The organism is Bryobacter aggregatus MPL3 (genome assembly GCF_000702445.1).
In the GTDB taxonomy this organism is placed as follows: domain Bacteria; phylum Acidobacteriota; class Terriglobia; order Bryobacterales; family Bryobacteraceae; genus Bryobacter; species Bryobacter aggregatus.
Genome location: NZ_JNIF01000003.1, coordinates 478986 through 494185 on the forward strand (window position 1 = coordinate 478986; position 15200 = coordinate 494185).

General features: G+C 57.7%; 15 protein-coding genes. 8 read left to right on the forward strand and 7 right to left on the reverse strand.

Features of this window, described 5'->3' with window-relative positions; genetic code table 11:
• Position 1 precedes the first annotated feature (1 nt).
• From kdpC to kdpF, 4 genes are read right to left on the reverse strand one after another with little or no spacing between them, the layout of a single operon-like run.
• Positions 2-583, reverse strand: coding sequence for a potassium-transporting ATPase subunit KdpC (gene kdpC, locus M017_RS0102630; protein WP_031495564.1), 582 nt, complete (start codon positions 581-583; stop codon positions 2-4).
• Between the two features lie 6 nt (positions 584-589).
• Positions 590-2629, reverse strand: a complete 2040-nt coding sequence (gene kdpB, locus M017_RS0102635) for a potassium-transporting ATPase subunit KdpB (RefSeq protein ID WP_031495566.1) — start codon at positions 2627-2629, stop codon at positions 590-592.
• 12 nt (positions 2630-2641) lie between these two features.
• Positions 2642-4276: a potassium-transporting ATPase subunit KdpA gene (gene kdpA / locus M017_RS0102640; protein ID WP_031495568.1), complete on the reverse strand. Its 1635-nt coding sequence runs from the start codon at positions 4274-4276 to the stop codon at positions 2642-2644.
• Positions 4273-4356, reverse strand: coding sequence for a K(+)-transporting ATPase subunit F (gene kdpF, locus M017_RS30565; RefSeq protein WP_080507464.1), 84 nt, complete (start codon positions 4354-4356; stop codon positions 4273-4275). Before kdpF ends, kdpA begins: the two co-directional genes overlap by 4 nt.
• A 106-nt stretch (positions 4357-4462) precedes the next feature.
• Here kdpF and M017_RS27315 point away from each other — a divergent pair, with 106 nt between their 5' ends.
• The 3 genes from M017_RS27315 to M017_RS0102660 are packed head-to-tail and all read left to right on the forward strand — an operon-like array spanning position 4463 to position 8245.
• Positions 4463-6160, forward strand: coding sequence for a serine/threonine protein kinase (locus tag M017_RS27315; RefSeq protein ID WP_051669444.1), 1698 nt, complete (start codon positions 4463-4465; stop codon positions 6158-6160).
• Between the two features lie 32 nt (positions 6161-6192).
• Complete coding sequence (locus M017_RS0102655) at positions 6193-7509, forward strand: CsgG/HfaB family protein (protein WP_051669445.1); 1317 nt, start codon at positions 6193-6195, stop codon at positions 7507-7509.
• On the forward strand, positions 7487-8245 hold the full coding sequence (locus tag M017_RS0102660; protein WP_155121196.1) for a hypothetical protein: 759 nt from the start codon (positions 7487-7489) through the stop codon (positions 8243-8245). The genes M017_RS0102655 and M017_RS0102660 overlap by 23 nt, the downstream gene beginning before the upstream one ends.
• Here M017_RS0102660 and rpoD read toward each other — a convergent pair whose 3' ends face one another.
• The 3 genes from rpoD to M017_RS0102675 all read right to left on the reverse strand — a co-directional run bounded on the left by rpoD (position 8246) and on the right by M017_RS0102675 (position 11744).
• Complete coding sequence (gene rpoD / locus M017_RS0102665; RefSeq protein WP_031495575.1) at positions 8246-9784, reverse strand: RNA polymerase sigma factor RpoD; 1539 nt, start codon at positions 9782-9784, stop codon at positions 8246-8248.
• Between the two features lie 254 nt (positions 9785-10038).
• Entirely contained in the window at positions 10039-10503 is a 465-nt protein-coding gene (nrdR, locus tag M017_RS0102670; RefSeq protein WP_031495576.1) for a transcriptional regulator NrdR, read from the reverse strand.
• Positions 10504-10505: 2 nt separating this feature from the next.
• Positions 10506-11744, reverse strand: a complete 1239-nt coding sequence (locus tag M017_RS0102675) for a lysylphosphatidylglycerol synthase domain-containing protein (protein WP_080507465.1) — start codon at positions 11742-11744, stop codon at positions 10506-10508.
• On the opposite strand from M017_RS0102675, the gene M017_RS0102680 reads away from it, so the two are divergent.
• From M017_RS0102680 to M017_RS0102700, 5 genes are read left to right on the forward strand one after another with little or no spacing between them, the layout of a single operon-like run.
• Positions 11636-12310, forward strand: coding sequence for an RNA polymerase sigma factor (locus M017_RS0102680; RefSeq protein WP_080507966.1), 675 nt, complete (start codon positions 11636-11638; stop codon positions 12308-12310). The two genes, M017_RS0102675 and M017_RS0102680, sit on opposite strands and share 109 nt — an antisense overlap.
• Complete coding sequence (locus M017_RS0102685) at positions 12311-12889, forward strand: anti-sigma factor family protein (RefSeq protein WP_031495580.1); 579 nt, start codon at positions 12311-12313, stop codon at positions 12887-12889.
• On the forward strand, positions 12886-13587 hold the full coding sequence (locus M017_RS29860; RefSeq protein WP_031495581.1) for a LiaI-LiaF-like domain-containing protein: 702 nt from the start codon (positions 12886-12888) through the stop codon (positions 13585-13587). Before M017_RS0102685 ends, M017_RS29860 begins: the two co-directional genes overlap by 4 nt.
• A complete protein-coding gene (locus M017_RS0102695) occupies positions 13577-13759 on the forward strand; it encodes a hypothetical protein (protein WP_031495583.1) in 183 nt (60 codons plus the stop codon). Before M017_RS29860 ends, M017_RS0102695 begins: the two co-directional genes overlap by 11 nt.
• Positions 13756-15195: a DUF4097 family beta strand repeat-containing protein gene (locus tag M017_RS0102700; RefSeq protein ID WP_031495585.1), complete on the forward strand. Its 1440-nt coding sequence runs from the start codon at positions 13756-13758 to the stop codon at positions 15193-15195. The genes M017_RS0102695 and M017_RS0102700 overlap by 4 nt, the downstream gene beginning before the upstream one ends.
• Positions 15196-15200 lie beyond the last annotated feature (5 nt).

Consider the following 15200-nt stretch of genomic DNA (forward strand, 5'->3'; position numbering starts at 1 on the left):
GTTACAACACCCCATCAAGAGCAAGATTCAGTTTCAGAACATTCACGCGCTCCTCTCCGAGAAAGCCGAGTTGGCGCCCTTGCGTAAAGCGGTCCACCACCTGCTGCACCTCATCAACGGACAAATGTCGGGCCCGCGCCACACGCGCAACTTGGTATCGGGCCGCCTCCGGGCTGATGTGCGGGTCGAGTCCCGAGCCTGAGGCGGTCAGCAGATCCAGAGGCACAGGGCCGGAGGAATCCGGATTAGCCGCTTGCAAGGCCGCCTTGCGCTCGGCAAAAGCCTTTTTCAGATCCGGATGTAGCGGTCCAAAGTTCGATCCGGAACTCGCTTCTCCGTTGTAGGCTTTCGGCGAGGTGGCAGAAGGACGGGGCCAGAAGTACTGCTCCTGCTCGAAATTCTGCCCAATCCATTCCGAGCCCAGCACCGCGCCCTTGGCAGTGATCAGAGACCCTTGCGCCTGCGCGCGAAAACCCAGTTGTCCAATGAGTAAAACCAGAAACGGATATGCCAATCCGGTGAGTAGCGTGAAAAGTACAAACGCACGCAGAGATACAAAAAGACCTTCCCTTATCATCTTCATCACTCCTTAAAACAGTCCCAGGAACAGATCAATTGCTTTGATTCCAACGAAGGGGACAATCAGCCCCCCAACGCCGTAGAGAAGAATGTGCCGTTGGAGCAGCGCAGCAGCTCCCAGCGGCCGGTACTGAACTCCTTTGAGCGCCAGAGGAATCAGGACAACGATGATCAGCGCGTTGAAGATCACAGCCGAAAGAATGGCGCTCTCCGGGGTTCGCAAGCCCATCACATTGAGGGCATTCAGCTCCGGGTAGGTCACGGCAAAGGCAGCCGGCAGAATGGCAAAGTACTTCGCCACGTCATTTGAAACCGAAAAGGTTGTCAACGCACCGCGAGTAATGAGCATCTGCTTGCCGATCTGCACGATCTCGATCAGCTTCGTTGGATTGGAATCCAGATCGATTAGATTTCCCGCTTCTTTTGCGGCCTGCGTGCCCGAGTTCATCGCAACAGCCACATCCGCTTGCGCAAGCGCCGGCGCGTCGTTGGTACCATCTCCGGTCATCGCCACAAGACGCCCTTCGCCCTGCTTCTCGCGAATCAGAAGCAGCTTGCGCTCAGGAGTGGCCTCGGCCAGAAACTCATCCACACCAGCTTCCGCCGCAATGGCAGCCGCGGTAAGAGGATTATCGCCGGTGATCATGATTGTGCGGATCCCAGCCGCGCGCAACTCACCGAAGCGCTCCTTGATGCCGCCCTTGACGATGTCCTTCAGGTGGATCACACCGACCGCGCGGCCATCGGAAGTCACCATCAGAGGAGTGCCGCCCCCTCGTGCGATCTCCTCCGCCGAACGGATCATCTCGACAGGCACTTCGCCGCCGCGAGCCTTCAGATAGGCAGAGATCGCATCGATGCTGCCTTTGCGAACCTCGCGGCCATTCAGATCGACGCCCGACATTCTGGTCTTGGCGCTGAAGGGAACAAAGTGGGCCCCGAGCGCATGGAGATCGCGCTCCCGCAGTCCATACTTTTCCTTGGCCAGCACCACGACACTCCGGCCTTCCGGTGTCTCGTCGGCAAGACTGGCGAGTTGCGCGACATCAGCCACCTCGGCCTCCGTCACCCCAGGAGCCGCAAGAAAAGCAACCGCCTGCCGGTTGCCGAGGGTGATGGTCCCGGTCTTATCGAGCAGGAGAACATCGACGTCACCTGCGGCTTCCACCGCACGGCCAGACATAGCGATCACGTTCGCTTGCAGCATGCGGTCCATACCGGCAATGCCGATCGAGGACAGCAGCGCGCCGATCGTAGTTGGAATCAAGCAAACCAGCAGCGCCACCAACACGGTTACGGTTGCCGGCGCCCCCTTCCCTGCTTCGCTCACCGCAAAGGCAGAGAAGGGTTGCAGCGTCACCGTAGCAAGAAGGAACACAATGGTCAGCGACGCGAGCAGGATGGTGAGTGCAATCTCGTTCGGTGTCTTCTGCCGGGTAGCGCCTTCCACCAGCCCGATCATGCGATCGAGAAAAGTTTCACCGGGCATTGAGGTCACACGAATGACCAGCCAGTCACTCAGCACCCGGGTGCCACCGGTGACGCTGGAACGATCGCCACCGCTCTCCCGGATCACGGGTGCGCTCTCTCCGGTGATCGCGCTCTCGTCCACCGTCGCCGCACCTTCGATCACCTCTCCGTCAATTGGAATGAAATCTCCCGCTTCCACCAGCAGGACATCGCCTCTGACCAATGCAGCGCTCGAAGTGGCGACAAAACTCGCTCCGTATTGTGGAACGCTGAGCTTCTTCGCCATCACGTTACTGCGGGACTTGCGCAAGGTATCGGCCTGCGCCTTGCCACGGCCTTCCGCAATCGCTTCCGCGAAGTTCCCGAAAAGAACGGTGAACCACAGCCAGAGAGCAATCCAGGCACTGAAGGAGGACAAGTCTTTGATCGCGATTCCGGTCGTGAGGATACTCCCGACAAACACAACAAACATCACCGGATTCTTCAGTTGGTGCCGGGGATGAAACTTGCGCAGGCTATCCATCACCGCGCCCCGGAGAATCTCGGGATTTGCAAACAGACTCTGATGTTTCTTTGACATTTCGATTTGCTCCTAGCGCATCCTCAATTGCTCAACCACCGGGCCTAAAGCCAGCGCAGGCAGGAAGGCCAAGGCGCCGACGATGATCACGGTGCCTGCCAGCAGGCCAATGAACAAAGGCGTATGCGTGGGCAGGGTGCCCAAGCCGGGCGGGACAGACTTCTTCGCCGCGAGACTGCCCGCGATGGCCAGAACCGGAAGCGCCACCCCAAAGCGCGACAGCAACATAATCACGCCTCCCATCAGATTCACCAGCACCGTGTTCGCGCCATAACCGGCAAAGGCTGACCCGTTGTTGTTGCTCATCGAAGTGAAGGCATAGAGAATTTCGCTGAAGCCATGCGGCCCATGGTTCAACAAACCGCCCACACCTTGCGGATGCTCCACCGCCACGGCGGTCCCCACCAGCACGCACATCGGCGGCACCAGAATCGCAATCGAAGCCATCTTCATCTCAAAAGATTCAATCTTCTTGCCCATGTACTCCGGCGTTCTCCCCACCATCAGCCCGGCGATAAACACCGTGATGATGGCGAAGACCACCATGCCGTAAAGGCCTGATCCCGCCCCGCCGAACACCACTTCGCCCAGCATCATGAGGAACATCGTGACGAACTGGCCCACAGGCAGGAAAGAGTCATGCATCGAATTGACGCTGCCGTTGGAGGCCGCCGTGGTGGCTGCCGCCCAGATGCCGGAATCGACAGTCCCGAAGCGCAGTTCTTTCCCTTCCAGGTTCGGAATCGGAACCGTCTCGCTCCAGACCGCAAGAATGAGCAGGGGAACGAAAATCAGAAGCATCGTGGCAAGTAAGGCCCATCCTTGCCTCTTGTCTTTGATCAAGCGCCCAAAGCTGTAACAGAGGGCAGCCGGAATCAACAGAATCGAAACCACCTCAAATAGATTCGAGAGCGGAGTGGGATTCTCAAATGGGTGCGCGGAATTGGCATTGAAGAAGCCACCGCCATTGGTCCCGAGTTGCTTGATAGCAATCTGTGAAGCGGCCGGGCCCATGGGAAGTACCTGACCTCCACTGGTTTTCACATAAGCGTCCAAGTTGTCGATGGTTCCCTGCTGGATCAGCACCACGGAAAGCAACAGGGACAGCGGCAACAGGATGTAGAGAGTGGTGCGCGTCAGGTCAACCCAGAAATTGCCGAGTTGCTCCGTCGTCTTGCGCGTGAGACCACGGGCCAGCGCCGCGATGATCACCATGCCCGCCGCCGCGGAAACGAAGTTCTGTACCGTCAGCGCAGCCATCTGGCTGAAGTAGCTGAGGGTGTTTTCGCCGCCGTAGTTCTGCCAGTTCGTGTTAGTTACAAAACTCGACGCGATATTAAACGCGGTGTGAAAGGGCAGATTCCCAAAACCCTGTGGATTCCAGGGATGCCACTGTTGGGTCATCAGAATGCCAAGAACGACGAGAAGCCCCCACAGATGGAAGCACAGCCAGTGAATCGAATAACTACGCCAGTTCTGTTCTTCGTCGGGCCTCGCGTCGCAAAGGCGGAGGATCCAACGCTCCAACGGACCAAGCCAGCGCATCCGACCCTCGTAAACAGCAGCCATATAGGCGCCAAGTGGCCGGACAGCCGCCAGCAGAATCAAGAGAAATACCCCAATCTGAATCCACGCGTTGGGGGTCATGAAAACCTCTCAGGATGAATCAGGGCGATCACGAGATAGATCAGCAACCCGATCGAGAGGAACAGTCCAATCAGTTCCATGCCCTGAGTGTGCTCCTCTTTGCATCAAGACCGAATAAATTTTTTGAGCCAACTGGCAGGGCTTTCGCCGCTTAATAGACGGTGGAACAATAGACTAGACGCGGCAATGGACTCTCAAACTCAGGAATGGCTCAACCAGCTACTCGCATATAGCAATCAACTGCCCGCCGAGCAACGGGAAGAAGCGCTCCGGCAGGCCTGCAGCGGGCGGGAAGACCTTTTTGACGTTGCGTTGCAGATGCTGAAGTCGGGCCAATCGCCCACCAAAACCATGGCGCCGGCCCGCAATGCTCAGATGATCGGCCCCTACCGGGTGTTACGCGAGCTCGGCAAAGGCGGCATGGGTGTCGTCTATCTGGCGGTGCGCGACGACGGGGCTTTCCGCAAGAATGTCGCCATCAAGCTGTTGCGCGGCGATGCCGTCACCGCAGAATTCATCGAGCGTTTCCGGAACGAGCGCCAGGTGCTGGCGAATTTCGACCATCCCAATATTGCGCGTATCCTTGATGGCGGCGACACCGCCGACGGGATGCCGTTCTATGTGATGGAGTACGTCGAAGGCCGTCCGATTGATCGCTATTGCGACGAAGACAAGCTGAGCCTCAACGATCGGCTCCATCTGTTCCAGAAGCTCTGCGGGGCCATCCACTACCTGCACCAGAACCAGGTGATCCACCGCGACCTCAAGCCGGCAAATATTTTGGTGTCCACCGAAGGCGTCGTCAAGTTGCTCGATTTTGGCATCGCTAAGCAACTCGGTCCCTCCAGCCTTGAACTCACCACCGCCGACGGCACGCCCTTAACCCCGGCCTATGCGAGCCCGGAACAATTCACCGGCCGCGCTGATGCCCGCAGCGATATCTATACTCTCGGCGTCATCCTCTATCTCATGCTCACCGGACGCCTTCCGGACCAGGCCACCATCAAGCCCCCGAGTGAGAGCATCCGCGAAGACTTCCAGCGTACCGTCGAGACGACTAAGCAGTTGAAGAAACGCATCATGGGCGATCTCGATGCGGTGGTGCTGAAGTCGATGCACCGCGAATCGCGGCAACGCTATGGGTCGGCCCTCGAGTTCTCAGAAGATCTCGACCGCTTCCTGAGCGGCCAGCCTGTGCTGGCCCGCGGAGGCAGTGGACTGGGATCAAAAAAGCTCGCCATCGCCGCCGTAGCGGCGATCACCGTTCTCGGCCTGGGCGGGGGCGGCTATTACTATACGACGAAGCATCAGCCAGAAGCCAAGGTGCAGAAGCCGGTTGTGGAGCAGCCCCCCCAGCAACAACCGCTACAGGAACAGCCCCGGCCGCAGGAACCGGGGAAGGAAGAGCCGCGCAAGCCGGAACCCGCCAATCTCAATCCTGCCAAGCAAGAACCGCTCAAGCAGGAACCTGTCAAGCACGAACCCGTTCGCAGCAGCACCGTGGCGGCCACCCAGGCCCCCCGGCAAGAAGCGATCGCGCAGCAACTGCCCTCGCAACGTCCGCCAGAAACGACACCCAAAACCACAACGCAATCCGCCCCCCCGGCCCCAATCCCGGAAGGTCTTGAGGAAGCAAGAGACCGTTATGCCTCCATTGCAGGCCGCGTGGCAGCAACCGAACAGTTATTCAATAAATCGAAGTCCGATCTCGAAGCGAAAGGATTGTCGATCCGCGCCGACACCCTTTCTCGCGTGACTTCGATGAAGCTCAATCTCGAACAGGCAAAACAGGATCTCGATCGAGGCAATGTCGCCGGCGCACTCAAGAATCTGACCGCGGCTGAAGCGCAGTCCGTTCGTGTCAGTCGAGAATTTGGCCGATAGTGTTATTGAAGATAAGAAAGAGGAGATATTCCATGCGCACTCAAATTGCACTCTTGGTCGTGCTCAGTTTGGTTCCCGCCAGCGCGCAACAGCCGGCGGGTGCTGTCAAGAAAACCCCTGCAAAACCGGCTGCGGTGCAAAGCCCGCTGGCCAAGATCGTCCAAATGGTGGAGATGAAACTCCCGGAAGCCGCAGTCCTCAATGCGATCAAGAGTGCCGGTCCGCTCAACCCTTCTGCCGACGACTTCATTCGCCTGAAGAAGGCGGGCGCAAGCGACAACGTCATTGTGGCGCTCAGTGGCGGCGAAGTTCCTGCCGCAGCCGCGCCGGTACACACTCCGGCGCATGCGCCGTCCGCCGCCCCGGCAGCGTCCCCAAGCAGCATGAACACCGACTTTGCAACCGTCTCCTGCGCCCGGCCAGTCAGCTCCAGCAAGCGCGTCCTGGCCATTGATGAATTCGATTACGGCACAGTCCGCAGCCAGATCTCCGCCATTTTCGGCACCAACGTCGATCTCGGCAAGGGCATCCTCGCGCTGCTCACCAAACGGCTGGCCGAGGACGGCAAATACCGGATTGTCGAGCGCAAGAATATCCAGAAGGTGATCTCCGAGCAGGACTTTGGCGCCTCCAATCGCGTCAAGCAGGGGACCAATGCGAAGATCGGCCGCGTCCAGGGCGCAGACGCCATCCTGATGGGAACGATTACAGTCTTCGGGTCGGACACGCGGAAAAATAATGTCAATGCCGGAGCCATCACCAATGGACGGCTTGGCGGAGTACTGGGCAGTGTCAATGTGGGCAATCGTTCTGACAAAGCGATCGTCGAAATCAGCTACCGCCTGATCGACGCCGAATCGAGTGAAGTCATTGCCGTCGGTGAGGCGCGCGGGGAATCCAAGCGCAAGTCCAACGGCTTCGGGATTGCGGGTTTCGGCAATGGCAACGGCGGAAACGTCGGCACCAATATGACGAGTTCCAACTTCCAGGAAACGATCATCGGGGAAGCCACCGTCGATTGCATCAATAAGCTGGCCGCCGTGGCCAATTCCAAGGATCAGCAGGTCGCAGGCCGGAGCGTTGAGGTGGAGGCAAAGATTGCCGAGATCGCCGGCAACAAAGTCTATCTGGCGGCTGGAAGTAATGACGGCGTCCAAAATTGCGATCGATTTGAAATCTCTCGAGTGATCAAGGAGATCAAGGATCCATCGACCGGCGAAGTGCTCGATCTGCAGACTGAACGGATTGGCGACTTGCTGGTGGTCGAGGTGCGCGACAAGATCTCCATCGCAGTCTTCAACGGTTCTTCCAACCCGAAGGTGGGCTATGTTGCTAAGAAAATTATGTAGTCCGCTGTTGCTCGCGGCAGCGCTGCTGGCGCAGACAAACTTCGATGCGATGCTGTCGCAGTTCGAGAGTCAGATGGCCGGAGGGCAGGCCAATCCGGAGCAGATCCAACGGAATCTGACTTTGCTTGCCAGCGGTTTGCGGCAAGGCAATTGGAGCAGTGCCGAGCAGCGGATTCCAGCCACCAACCGGACACTCGGCTATCTGAACAGCATCCGGGGCTATGGCAACCGCAATCGCAATCTTGGCCTCGCCATGTCTGGCATCTACCGCCAGATTGGAGGGCTCGAAACCAATCCCCAAAGCGCTTGGCTGAACTATCGCAATGCCTATCTGTTGTTGAATCCCTATGCGAACGATAGCCAGGTGCGCGGCGAGATGCAGCAGCTCCGCCGGAGTGTTGAGTTGATTGAAGCGCGGCTGCCGGAGTTGCCGAAGCTCGACTGGTCGAGCCTGGACGCAGCGGGCCAAAAGGATTATGACAGTGTGATCGAACGCTTTATCAGCGTCAGCGCAACCGTCAGTTCGGCTGAGGTGACTGCGGAAACGATGCGCCGCTCGATGGCCGATCAGGGTTTGATCGTGCGTCCGGAAATCGTCAGCGGGATGACCCGGATGAAATTGAAGCTGGAAGACGCCAAGCGACTCATCGAGCAGCGCAATTATTCCACCGCCAAAGACAGGTTGGCCTCGGCCGAAGCCGAGGCGCAAAAAGTCCTGAAGTCTTTTGGAGGCTAACTAGCGGGCTGCGAGCAGTGCACGCAGATGGCGGGCCCGCTCCGGACTGCGGAGCTGGCGGAGTGCTTTGGCTTCGATTTGACGAATCCGCTCGCGCGTCACGTCAAACTCCTGACCAATCTCCTCTAAGGTGTGTTCGCGTTCGCAACCGATTCCGAAGCGCAGGCGAATCACTTTTTCTTCCTTTGGTGACAAGGTCTTCAGGATGTTCGCTGTCTCTTCGCGAACATTCGCATCGATCACAGCATCCACCGGAGAACCCACCCAGCGGTCTTCGATCAAATCGCCCAGTGCGGACTCGCCATCGCGACCGACAGGAGTTTCAAGCGAAACCGGATCGCGGGAGATCGTCTTCAGCTTCTGGACCTTCTCCACCGGAATATCCATCCGGCGCGCGATTTCTTCGTTCGTCGGAGCACGGCCCAATTCCTTCTCGAGCTCACGAGTCGCTCGCAGGAATTTGTTCATGCTCTCGTTCATGTGAACGGGGATGCGGATGGTACGGCTCTGGTCGGCAATCGCGCGGGTGATAGCCTGGCGAATCCACCAGGTCGCATAGGTCGAGAATTTGTAGCCGCGGCGATATTCGAACTTGTCGGCGGCACGCATCAGACCGATGTTGCCTTCCTGGATCAAATCGAGCAGGTGCAGGCCACGGTTGACGTACTTTTTGGCGACACTGACCACAAGACGGAGGTTCGCCTCCACCAGATCTTTTTTCGCCCGTTCGGCTTCGCTTTCGCCATTGCGAATGTTGTGCAGCGAAATCCGCAGATCCGACAGCGAGGCGGCAGCAATCTGCTCGCGCTTCTTAATCTCACGCTTCAATTCGCGAACGCGGCTCTGGACATTCGGATTTTGTTTGCCGGTTTCGAGCTTTTCGTTCTCTGTCGCCAGATGATTCATCTCTTCGACAGCATGCTCGAGGCTCTTAGTGAACTGCTTCCACCGGGCCAGAGTCCACGGCACAGCACGGATTCCGATCGAGAGATCGACGCGAGCGCGGTTGTACTTGCCAAGCGCCTTCTTCTTGAGCTTTTTGTTGATCGCAGGAGCAGACTCCCACTTGTCAAAAAGCGGCTGCAGCTTGCGTTCGAGCAGAACCACCTGATTGAATTGCTCGAGAACGACCTTCGCCTTCCGCTCCTGAGCGGCGGTTCCTTCTTCAATATCCACGCCCAGATCGACCACCTCGTCGATATCGGTCTGCGCGCGTTTTACTTCCTCGATCAGATTCAGCACCATCTGGTGGACCAGCGGCGAGCGGCTCAGCGCTTTTTGCGCGCGAACCTTGCCTCGTTCCATCTTGCGGGCCAACGTCACTTCACCTTCACGAGTCAACAGCGGAACAGCGCCCATTTCGCGCAAGTAAACGCGAACGGGATCGTCGGTGTATATCGATTCCTCTTGCTGAGGCTGGCCTTCTTCTTCTTCGCTCTCTTCTTCTAGAGCTGCAAAAAAATTAGGATCCTCATCAAAGGACAGGCCAATGGCTTCCGGAGCCTCTTCTGGCTGAAATTGGTCGTCAAACGTATCCACTCTGGATTACCTCACCCTCAAGACACACGTGTCTCAGAACCGACCCAATAGGGGGCCCCGGCTCCAAAAAATATTTTTTGGCAGTTTCTGGAAATATTTAGTTTTGAATCGCTTGCATGGTGGGTGGGTTCCCTGCCGGCTGCTGGAAGTGAGCTCGGCGCTTGGCAAGCGCATCCCGTTTAGTCTAACATTGAACTGCTGAATGTTAAACTCCTATTTCAATTGATGCTCGAGATCTCAAATAGTTACAGCTTCTAGAAGCGCCCCTTGTCCTTGATCAGCCGGCGGATTTCGTTGAAGAAGGCCTCTTCGTCCTGGAAATCCCGGTAAACGCTGGCAAAGCGAACGTAGGCGATCTTGTCCAGTTGCTTCAAACTCCTCATCAACATTTCCCCGATTGCGGTAGAACTGAGTTCCCGCTCGGCTTCGTTCATCATCTGCGCTTCTACTTGATCGACAAGTTCGGCCAGTTTCGGTATAGGAATGGGCCGCTTTTCACAGGCCTTGAGCAATCCGCTCAGTACTTTCTGCCGATCGAAGCGTTCGCGGCGGCCGTCCTTTTTCACTACCATGAAGGGAATCTCTTCGATGCGTTCGTAGGTGGTGAAGCGTTTCTGGCAGGACAGGCATTCCCGCCGGCGGCGGATATTGCTGCCCTCCTTGGATTCCCGCGAATCGATCACTTTGTCTTCCAGATGAGCGCAAAATGGGCAAAGCATTTTTATCGAGTCTCCTCGGCAAGGTGGCGCATGGAACTCAGGCTCAAGCCTTCCTGCAGCGCAAACGCGATCCCAAACGGCAGAATCAGCATCGCAGAAGTAATCCAGATCACAATTGCGAGCGACGTGGCGTCTTCAAAACCAAAGCCATACAGTTGGGTGAGCACCGCGATAGCCGCCATCTGCATGCCCCCGCCAATCCCGGGCAACTGCACAATGCTGCCAAAACTCACTAGCCCAACAAAAGCGACGATATCGCCCACACCCAATGCACTCGATACCGGAAAAGCCCGGAAAATTGCCCATACGCTCCCCGCAATCACCAACCATTCCATCGCCGTATAGAACAACACCAGCCACTGGAGCTTCGGATCGCTGCAAGCCGCTGCCCCGGCAATGAAGTTGCCGGCTAGAGGGCGCAACCGCTGCGCCAGCTTGTCCGGCAACCGATCGACAAGAGAAACAAGGCCCTCACGCTGCCTGGGATTGAGAAAACGGAGGGCAAAAATAAAAAGCAGGCAGAGACTCCCGGCCAGCAAGGCAAGCGCTCCACCGCTTGAAAAAACAAATTGTAACTCCGGCCCGGCCTTGGCGACAATTGCCGTCCCGGAAAGATGCACCAGGCCATAGCCGAAAAAAAGAATCACCACCAGCAGGTCATAAATGCGTTCAAAGAGCCAGACAGCCAATTGGGATGAGAAGGTAGTACGCGACTCGCGTCCGATCCACCAAGGCCGGACAAACTCTCCCGGTCTGCCAAGCAGAACCACGGCGGTGAAGCCAATCGAGGTGCCCACGAAGAGCCGCCACAGGCTCGGCGTCGGCCCCAGTGGGCGAATCATTACCTCCCAGCGTACCGCTCTGCCTACATAACTGAGTATTATGAGTAAGATAGCCAGCGCGCCAAATCGCGGATCGAGGGACTCGAGAGTCGCACCAAAGCGTGCCCAATCGAAACCAGCCCCACCCGCAGCGGCCCGATACAGAACGACGCCGATGACAGCCAATACCAGTAGCGCACCCCAGGGGATCCCAGTCCCTTTTGCTGCCGGCTGCCCGTCGGTTGAAGAATTTGTTCCCACGTGTGAACTTATCATGATAAAACCTCGTTTCTCTAATCGGAAGACAGCGAATGATTCATCTCTCAAATGTCGCGGCACAGGCAGCCCCCACCGGAAACACCTGGGCAGCGCCTGTGTTTCAGTCCTCTCTCTCTCAAACATCTCCCTGGGGAATCGCATTGGACGCCGATTCAATACTGGTTGAGCGCTGCATTGCTGGCGATCAGGGATCCTGGGAAGATCTGATCAAAATTCATACGCGGCGCGTATACGCGATTTGCTATCGCTTCGTCGGCAAGGACGAAGAAGCCCAGGATCTGACGCAGGAAGTTTTTCTGCGCATCTTCAAAACACTGCATAGTTTCCGTGCCGGCGAAGGAAGCTTCACCGTCTGGCTCACACGCCTGACGCGCAACCTTCTGATTGATCACTACCGCAGAACCAAGGGGGAACGGATGACGGACTCTCTCGAAAACCAACTGCCGATGATCGAAGAGACCTCGCTCGCCGGGGGACGCACCGACGGGCTGCTAGCTGGACGTGAGGCCAGCGAAATCCTGCAGGCTGCTTTGCAAAAACTTTCTCCCGAACTGCGGGAAGCCGTCATTCTGCGCGACCTCCAGGAAATGGAGTATCGCGAAATCGCAATCGCACTCAGCGTCCCGGAGGGCACAGTCAAGAGCCGGCTCAATCGGGGCCGGGCAGAATTGGCTCGCATCCTGAAGCGCCAGAAGGTGACGGTCTAAATGAACGAACTTCAGTGCCTCGGCATCGATGAACTTCTTTGCGATTACGTGGACGGGACGCTGAGTGCCGACCAGAAAAGCGCATTTGAGGCCCACACCCAGAGTTGCCCGGCTTGTGCCGAACTCGTCAGCGATGTGGTGGGTTCTGTCCATTTCATGGAGCGTGCGGCAACCGTCGAGGCGCCCAAGGAGCTCCTCACCCGAATTCTCAATCAGACTCCCAAGCATGCGCCGCTCGTCGATGCCATCTCACGCATCGGCTGGGCCAGGCGCTTCATGGCGCCGCTGCTGCAGCCGCGCTTTGCCATGGGAATGGCGATGACGATTCTCAGCTTCTCTATGCTGGGCAAATTCGTTGCGCCCGTGCGGCAACTGAAGGCCAGCGATCTTGAACCCGCCAAAGTCTGGCGCAGCGTCGATGATTCCGCCCATCGCACCTGGAACCGTTTTGTAAAGTATTACGACAATCTCCGTTTGGTCTATGAAGTACAAACCGCGATCGATGACATCAAAGGGGACACGGATGACCAACCGGGGAGCCCTAAATCCAACACCAAGAAGAGTGGAGAGTCAAAATGAACCCCACCGAAAATGAACCCCTCTCCGGGAACGGGCAGCAACCGGAAGCTGCCGCCCCCATCGTCGGCTATTGCCGCGCGACCGGAAAGGCACTCACGGCAGAAGATGCAACTTATGTCGGCGGCATCCTGTACTCGAAAGAGTACGCCGAAAAGACCAGGCTCACGCAGGAACCGCTCTCGCCCTATACCGCCCCTGTCATGGGAAACCCGAAAAACGACATCTCGCCCGGTTGGGCCTTTGTTCTTGGGTTGATCCCCGGCGTCGGCGCCATCTATAACCAGCAATACGCCAAGGGTCTCTTTCACATCGTCGTGTTCGCCTCTCTGATCTCGCTGCTCGACCGCGCCGGCAACGGCCACGTACTGCTGAGTTTGCTCCTGGCCGGGTGGGTCTTCTATATGCCGTTTGAGGCTTATCACACTGCACAGAAGCGGCAGAACGGCGAAGTCGTCGACGAGATGACAGGCTTGGTCAATCTCCCCCAAGGTCTGCGCAAGCTCCCGATCGGGCCCTTTGTGCTGATTGCGTTCGGTTTTCTGTTTCTGCTCGACAATCTGGGACTGTTGCGAATTGATGAATTGATGCGTTTCTGGCCAGTGATCCTCATCGCGATCGGCGTACTGTTGCTGATGCAACGCATGCAGGAGGCAGAAGCCATCGCCTCCTCGCCGAAGGAACAACGCCATGCAGAATAGCGTGAGCCTGCTCTGCGCCGTCCGCGGCCCGCTGATGTTGATCACGCTCGGAACCTTGATGGCTATCGATCATGCCGGGGGAGTTCGCTTTAGCCGCACCTGGCCGGTATTGATCATCATTTTCGGCCTGCTGAAACTTGGTGAATTCCTGAAAGGAGGACAGCCCCAATGAGACATTCTTTTGTCGGCCCGATCGTATTGATCGTCATCGGTGGAGTCTTCCTGGTCAACAACCTGCGTCCCGACATCTCAGCCTGGCGCCTGATTGGGGAGTACTGGCCTTATCTTCTGATCATCTGGGGCGTAATCCGTCTGGCGGAGATTGCCTTTCTCAGCTCGCGCAACCAGCCGCTGCCCCGCCGTGGCTTGGGCGGGGGCGAGTGGGCGCTCATTGTGCTGATCACTCTGGTGGCCAGCGGCGTCAACTTCGGCAATGACATGAGAGACCGGATCCGCACCGGACGTGTCAATATCCGCGGATTGCAGATGTTCGGAGAGAACTTCGAGTATCCGCTCTCGGCCCAGGCATCCTGTTCAAAAACACCGCGCATTGTGGTGGAGAATCGCCGCGGCAATGTACGGCTGATCGGGTCGACAACGGACACCATCAATGTCACTGGACAGAAGACGATCTTCGGTCTCGATCGCACCGAAGCAGACCGCATCAGTGAACGCATGAAGCTCGAGGTGTTGGTGCAGGGCGAACAGGTCGTGATCCGCACCAATCAGGAAAGCACCGGTAGTGACAACAAGGTGGAAGCCAATCTGGAAGTGCAGATCCCCAAAGGCTCGACCGTGGAATGCCGTGGCACCCGCGGTGATTTTGATGTCAGCGAGATCACCGGCAACTTTGAAGTGAATTCCGACAATGCGGGCGTGCGCGGCCAGGACATCGGCGGCAATGTGCGCATCGATCTCCGCCGCAGCGACATCATCCGGCTACAGCGCGTGAAGGGCAATGCCGACATCAAGGGCGGCCGCGCCGAAGATATCGAAATCGACGAGCTTGGTGGCCAGTTGATTGTCGATGGGCAGTTCACTGGCAGCGTCGATTTCCGGCGGGTGGCCAAGCCCCTGCGCTTCACCAGCCAGGCGACGACGATGACCATCGAGCGGATTCTGGGACGGGTACACATGTCGGACGGAGATCTGGAAATTGAGGATGTCAGCGGCCCGCTCAAAGTCCGCTGCACGAAGTCGAAGGATGTACGCTTGAGCGGTTTTAACTCTTCCGCCGATATCGATCTCAACCGCGGGGATATTGAACTTTCTCCCGGCACCAACACGCCGGGCCCCATCGTCGCGAAAACAGAAAGCGGCGCAGTGACGCTGCATCTGAACGAGAATGCGAAGTTCGACCTCGAGGCGACGGCACGGCGCGGCGAAGTGGAGAATCACTTTGGCGGCCCATTACACACTCGCGATGAAGGCCGGGGCGGCACCATTCGCGGCGGCAACGGCGGCGCCAAGATCTCCCTCGAATCCTATCGGGGACGGGTGAGTGTGATGCGTGGCGGAATCTTTGTGAGCAACAATCCGGAACCGCGGCCGCCCCTGCCACCCAAGCCTCCGGCCAGCCCGAAAATTCCGGCACTCGTCGACCGTTAACGATA

Bases quoted from the DNA above. Each gene is read 5' to 3' on its own strand.
- nrdR (WP_031495576.1), bottom strand. From the start codon at position 10,503: ATGCTTTGCCCATTTTGCGCTCATCTGGAAGACAAAGTGATCGATTCG.
- M017_RS0102680 (WP_080507966.1), top strand. From the start codon at position 11,636: ATGATTCATCTCTCAAATGTCGCGGCACAGGCAGCCCCCACCGGAAAC.
- M017_RS0102655 (WP_051669445.1), top strand. From the start codon at position 6,193: ATGCGCACTCAAATTGCACTCTTGGTCGTGCTCAGTTTGGTTCCCGCC.
- M017_RS29860 (WP_031495581.1), top strand. From the start codon at position 12,886: ATGAACCCCACCGAAAATGAACCCCTCTCCGGGAACGGGCAGCAACCG.
- M017_RS0102675 (WP_080507465.1), bottom strand. From the start codon at position 11,744: ATGCGATTCCCCAGGGAGATGTTTGAGAGAGAGAGGACTGAAACACAG.
- M017_RS0102700 (WP_031495585.1), top strand. From the start codon at position 13,756: ATGAGACATTCTTTTGTCGGCCCGATCGTATTGATCGTCATCGGTGGA.
- kdpF (WP_080507464.1), bottom strand. From the start codon at position 4,356: ATGGAACTGATTGGACTGTTCCTCTCGATCGGGTTGCTGATCTATCTC.
- M017_RS0102695 (WP_031495583.1), top strand. From the start codon at position 13,577: ATGCAGAATAGCGTGAGCCTGCTCTGCGCCGTCCGCGGCCCGCTGATG.
- kdpA (WP_031495568.1), bottom strand. From the start codon at position 4,276: ATGACCCCCAACGCGTGGATTCAGATTGGGGTATTTCTCTTGATTCTG.
- M017_RS0102685 (WP_031495580.1), top strand. From the start codon at position 12,311: ATGAACGAACTTCAGTGCCTCGGCATCGATGAACTTCTTTGCGATTAC.
- M017_RS27315 (WP_051669444.1), top strand. From the start codon at position 4,463: ATGGACTCTCAAACTCAGGAATGGCTCAACCAGCTACTCGCATATAGC.
- kdpB (WP_031495566.1), bottom strand. From the start codon at position 2,629: ATGTCAAAGAAACATCAGAGTCTGTTTGCAAATCCCGAGATTCTCCGG.
- M017_RS0102660 (WP_155121196.1), top strand. From the start codon at position 7,487: ATGTTGCTAAGAAAATTATGTAGTCCGCTGTTGCTCGCGGCAGCGCTG.
- kdpC (WP_031495564.1), bottom strand. From the start codon at position 583: ATGAAGATGATAAGGGAAGGTCTTTTTGTATCTCTGCGTGCGTTTGTA.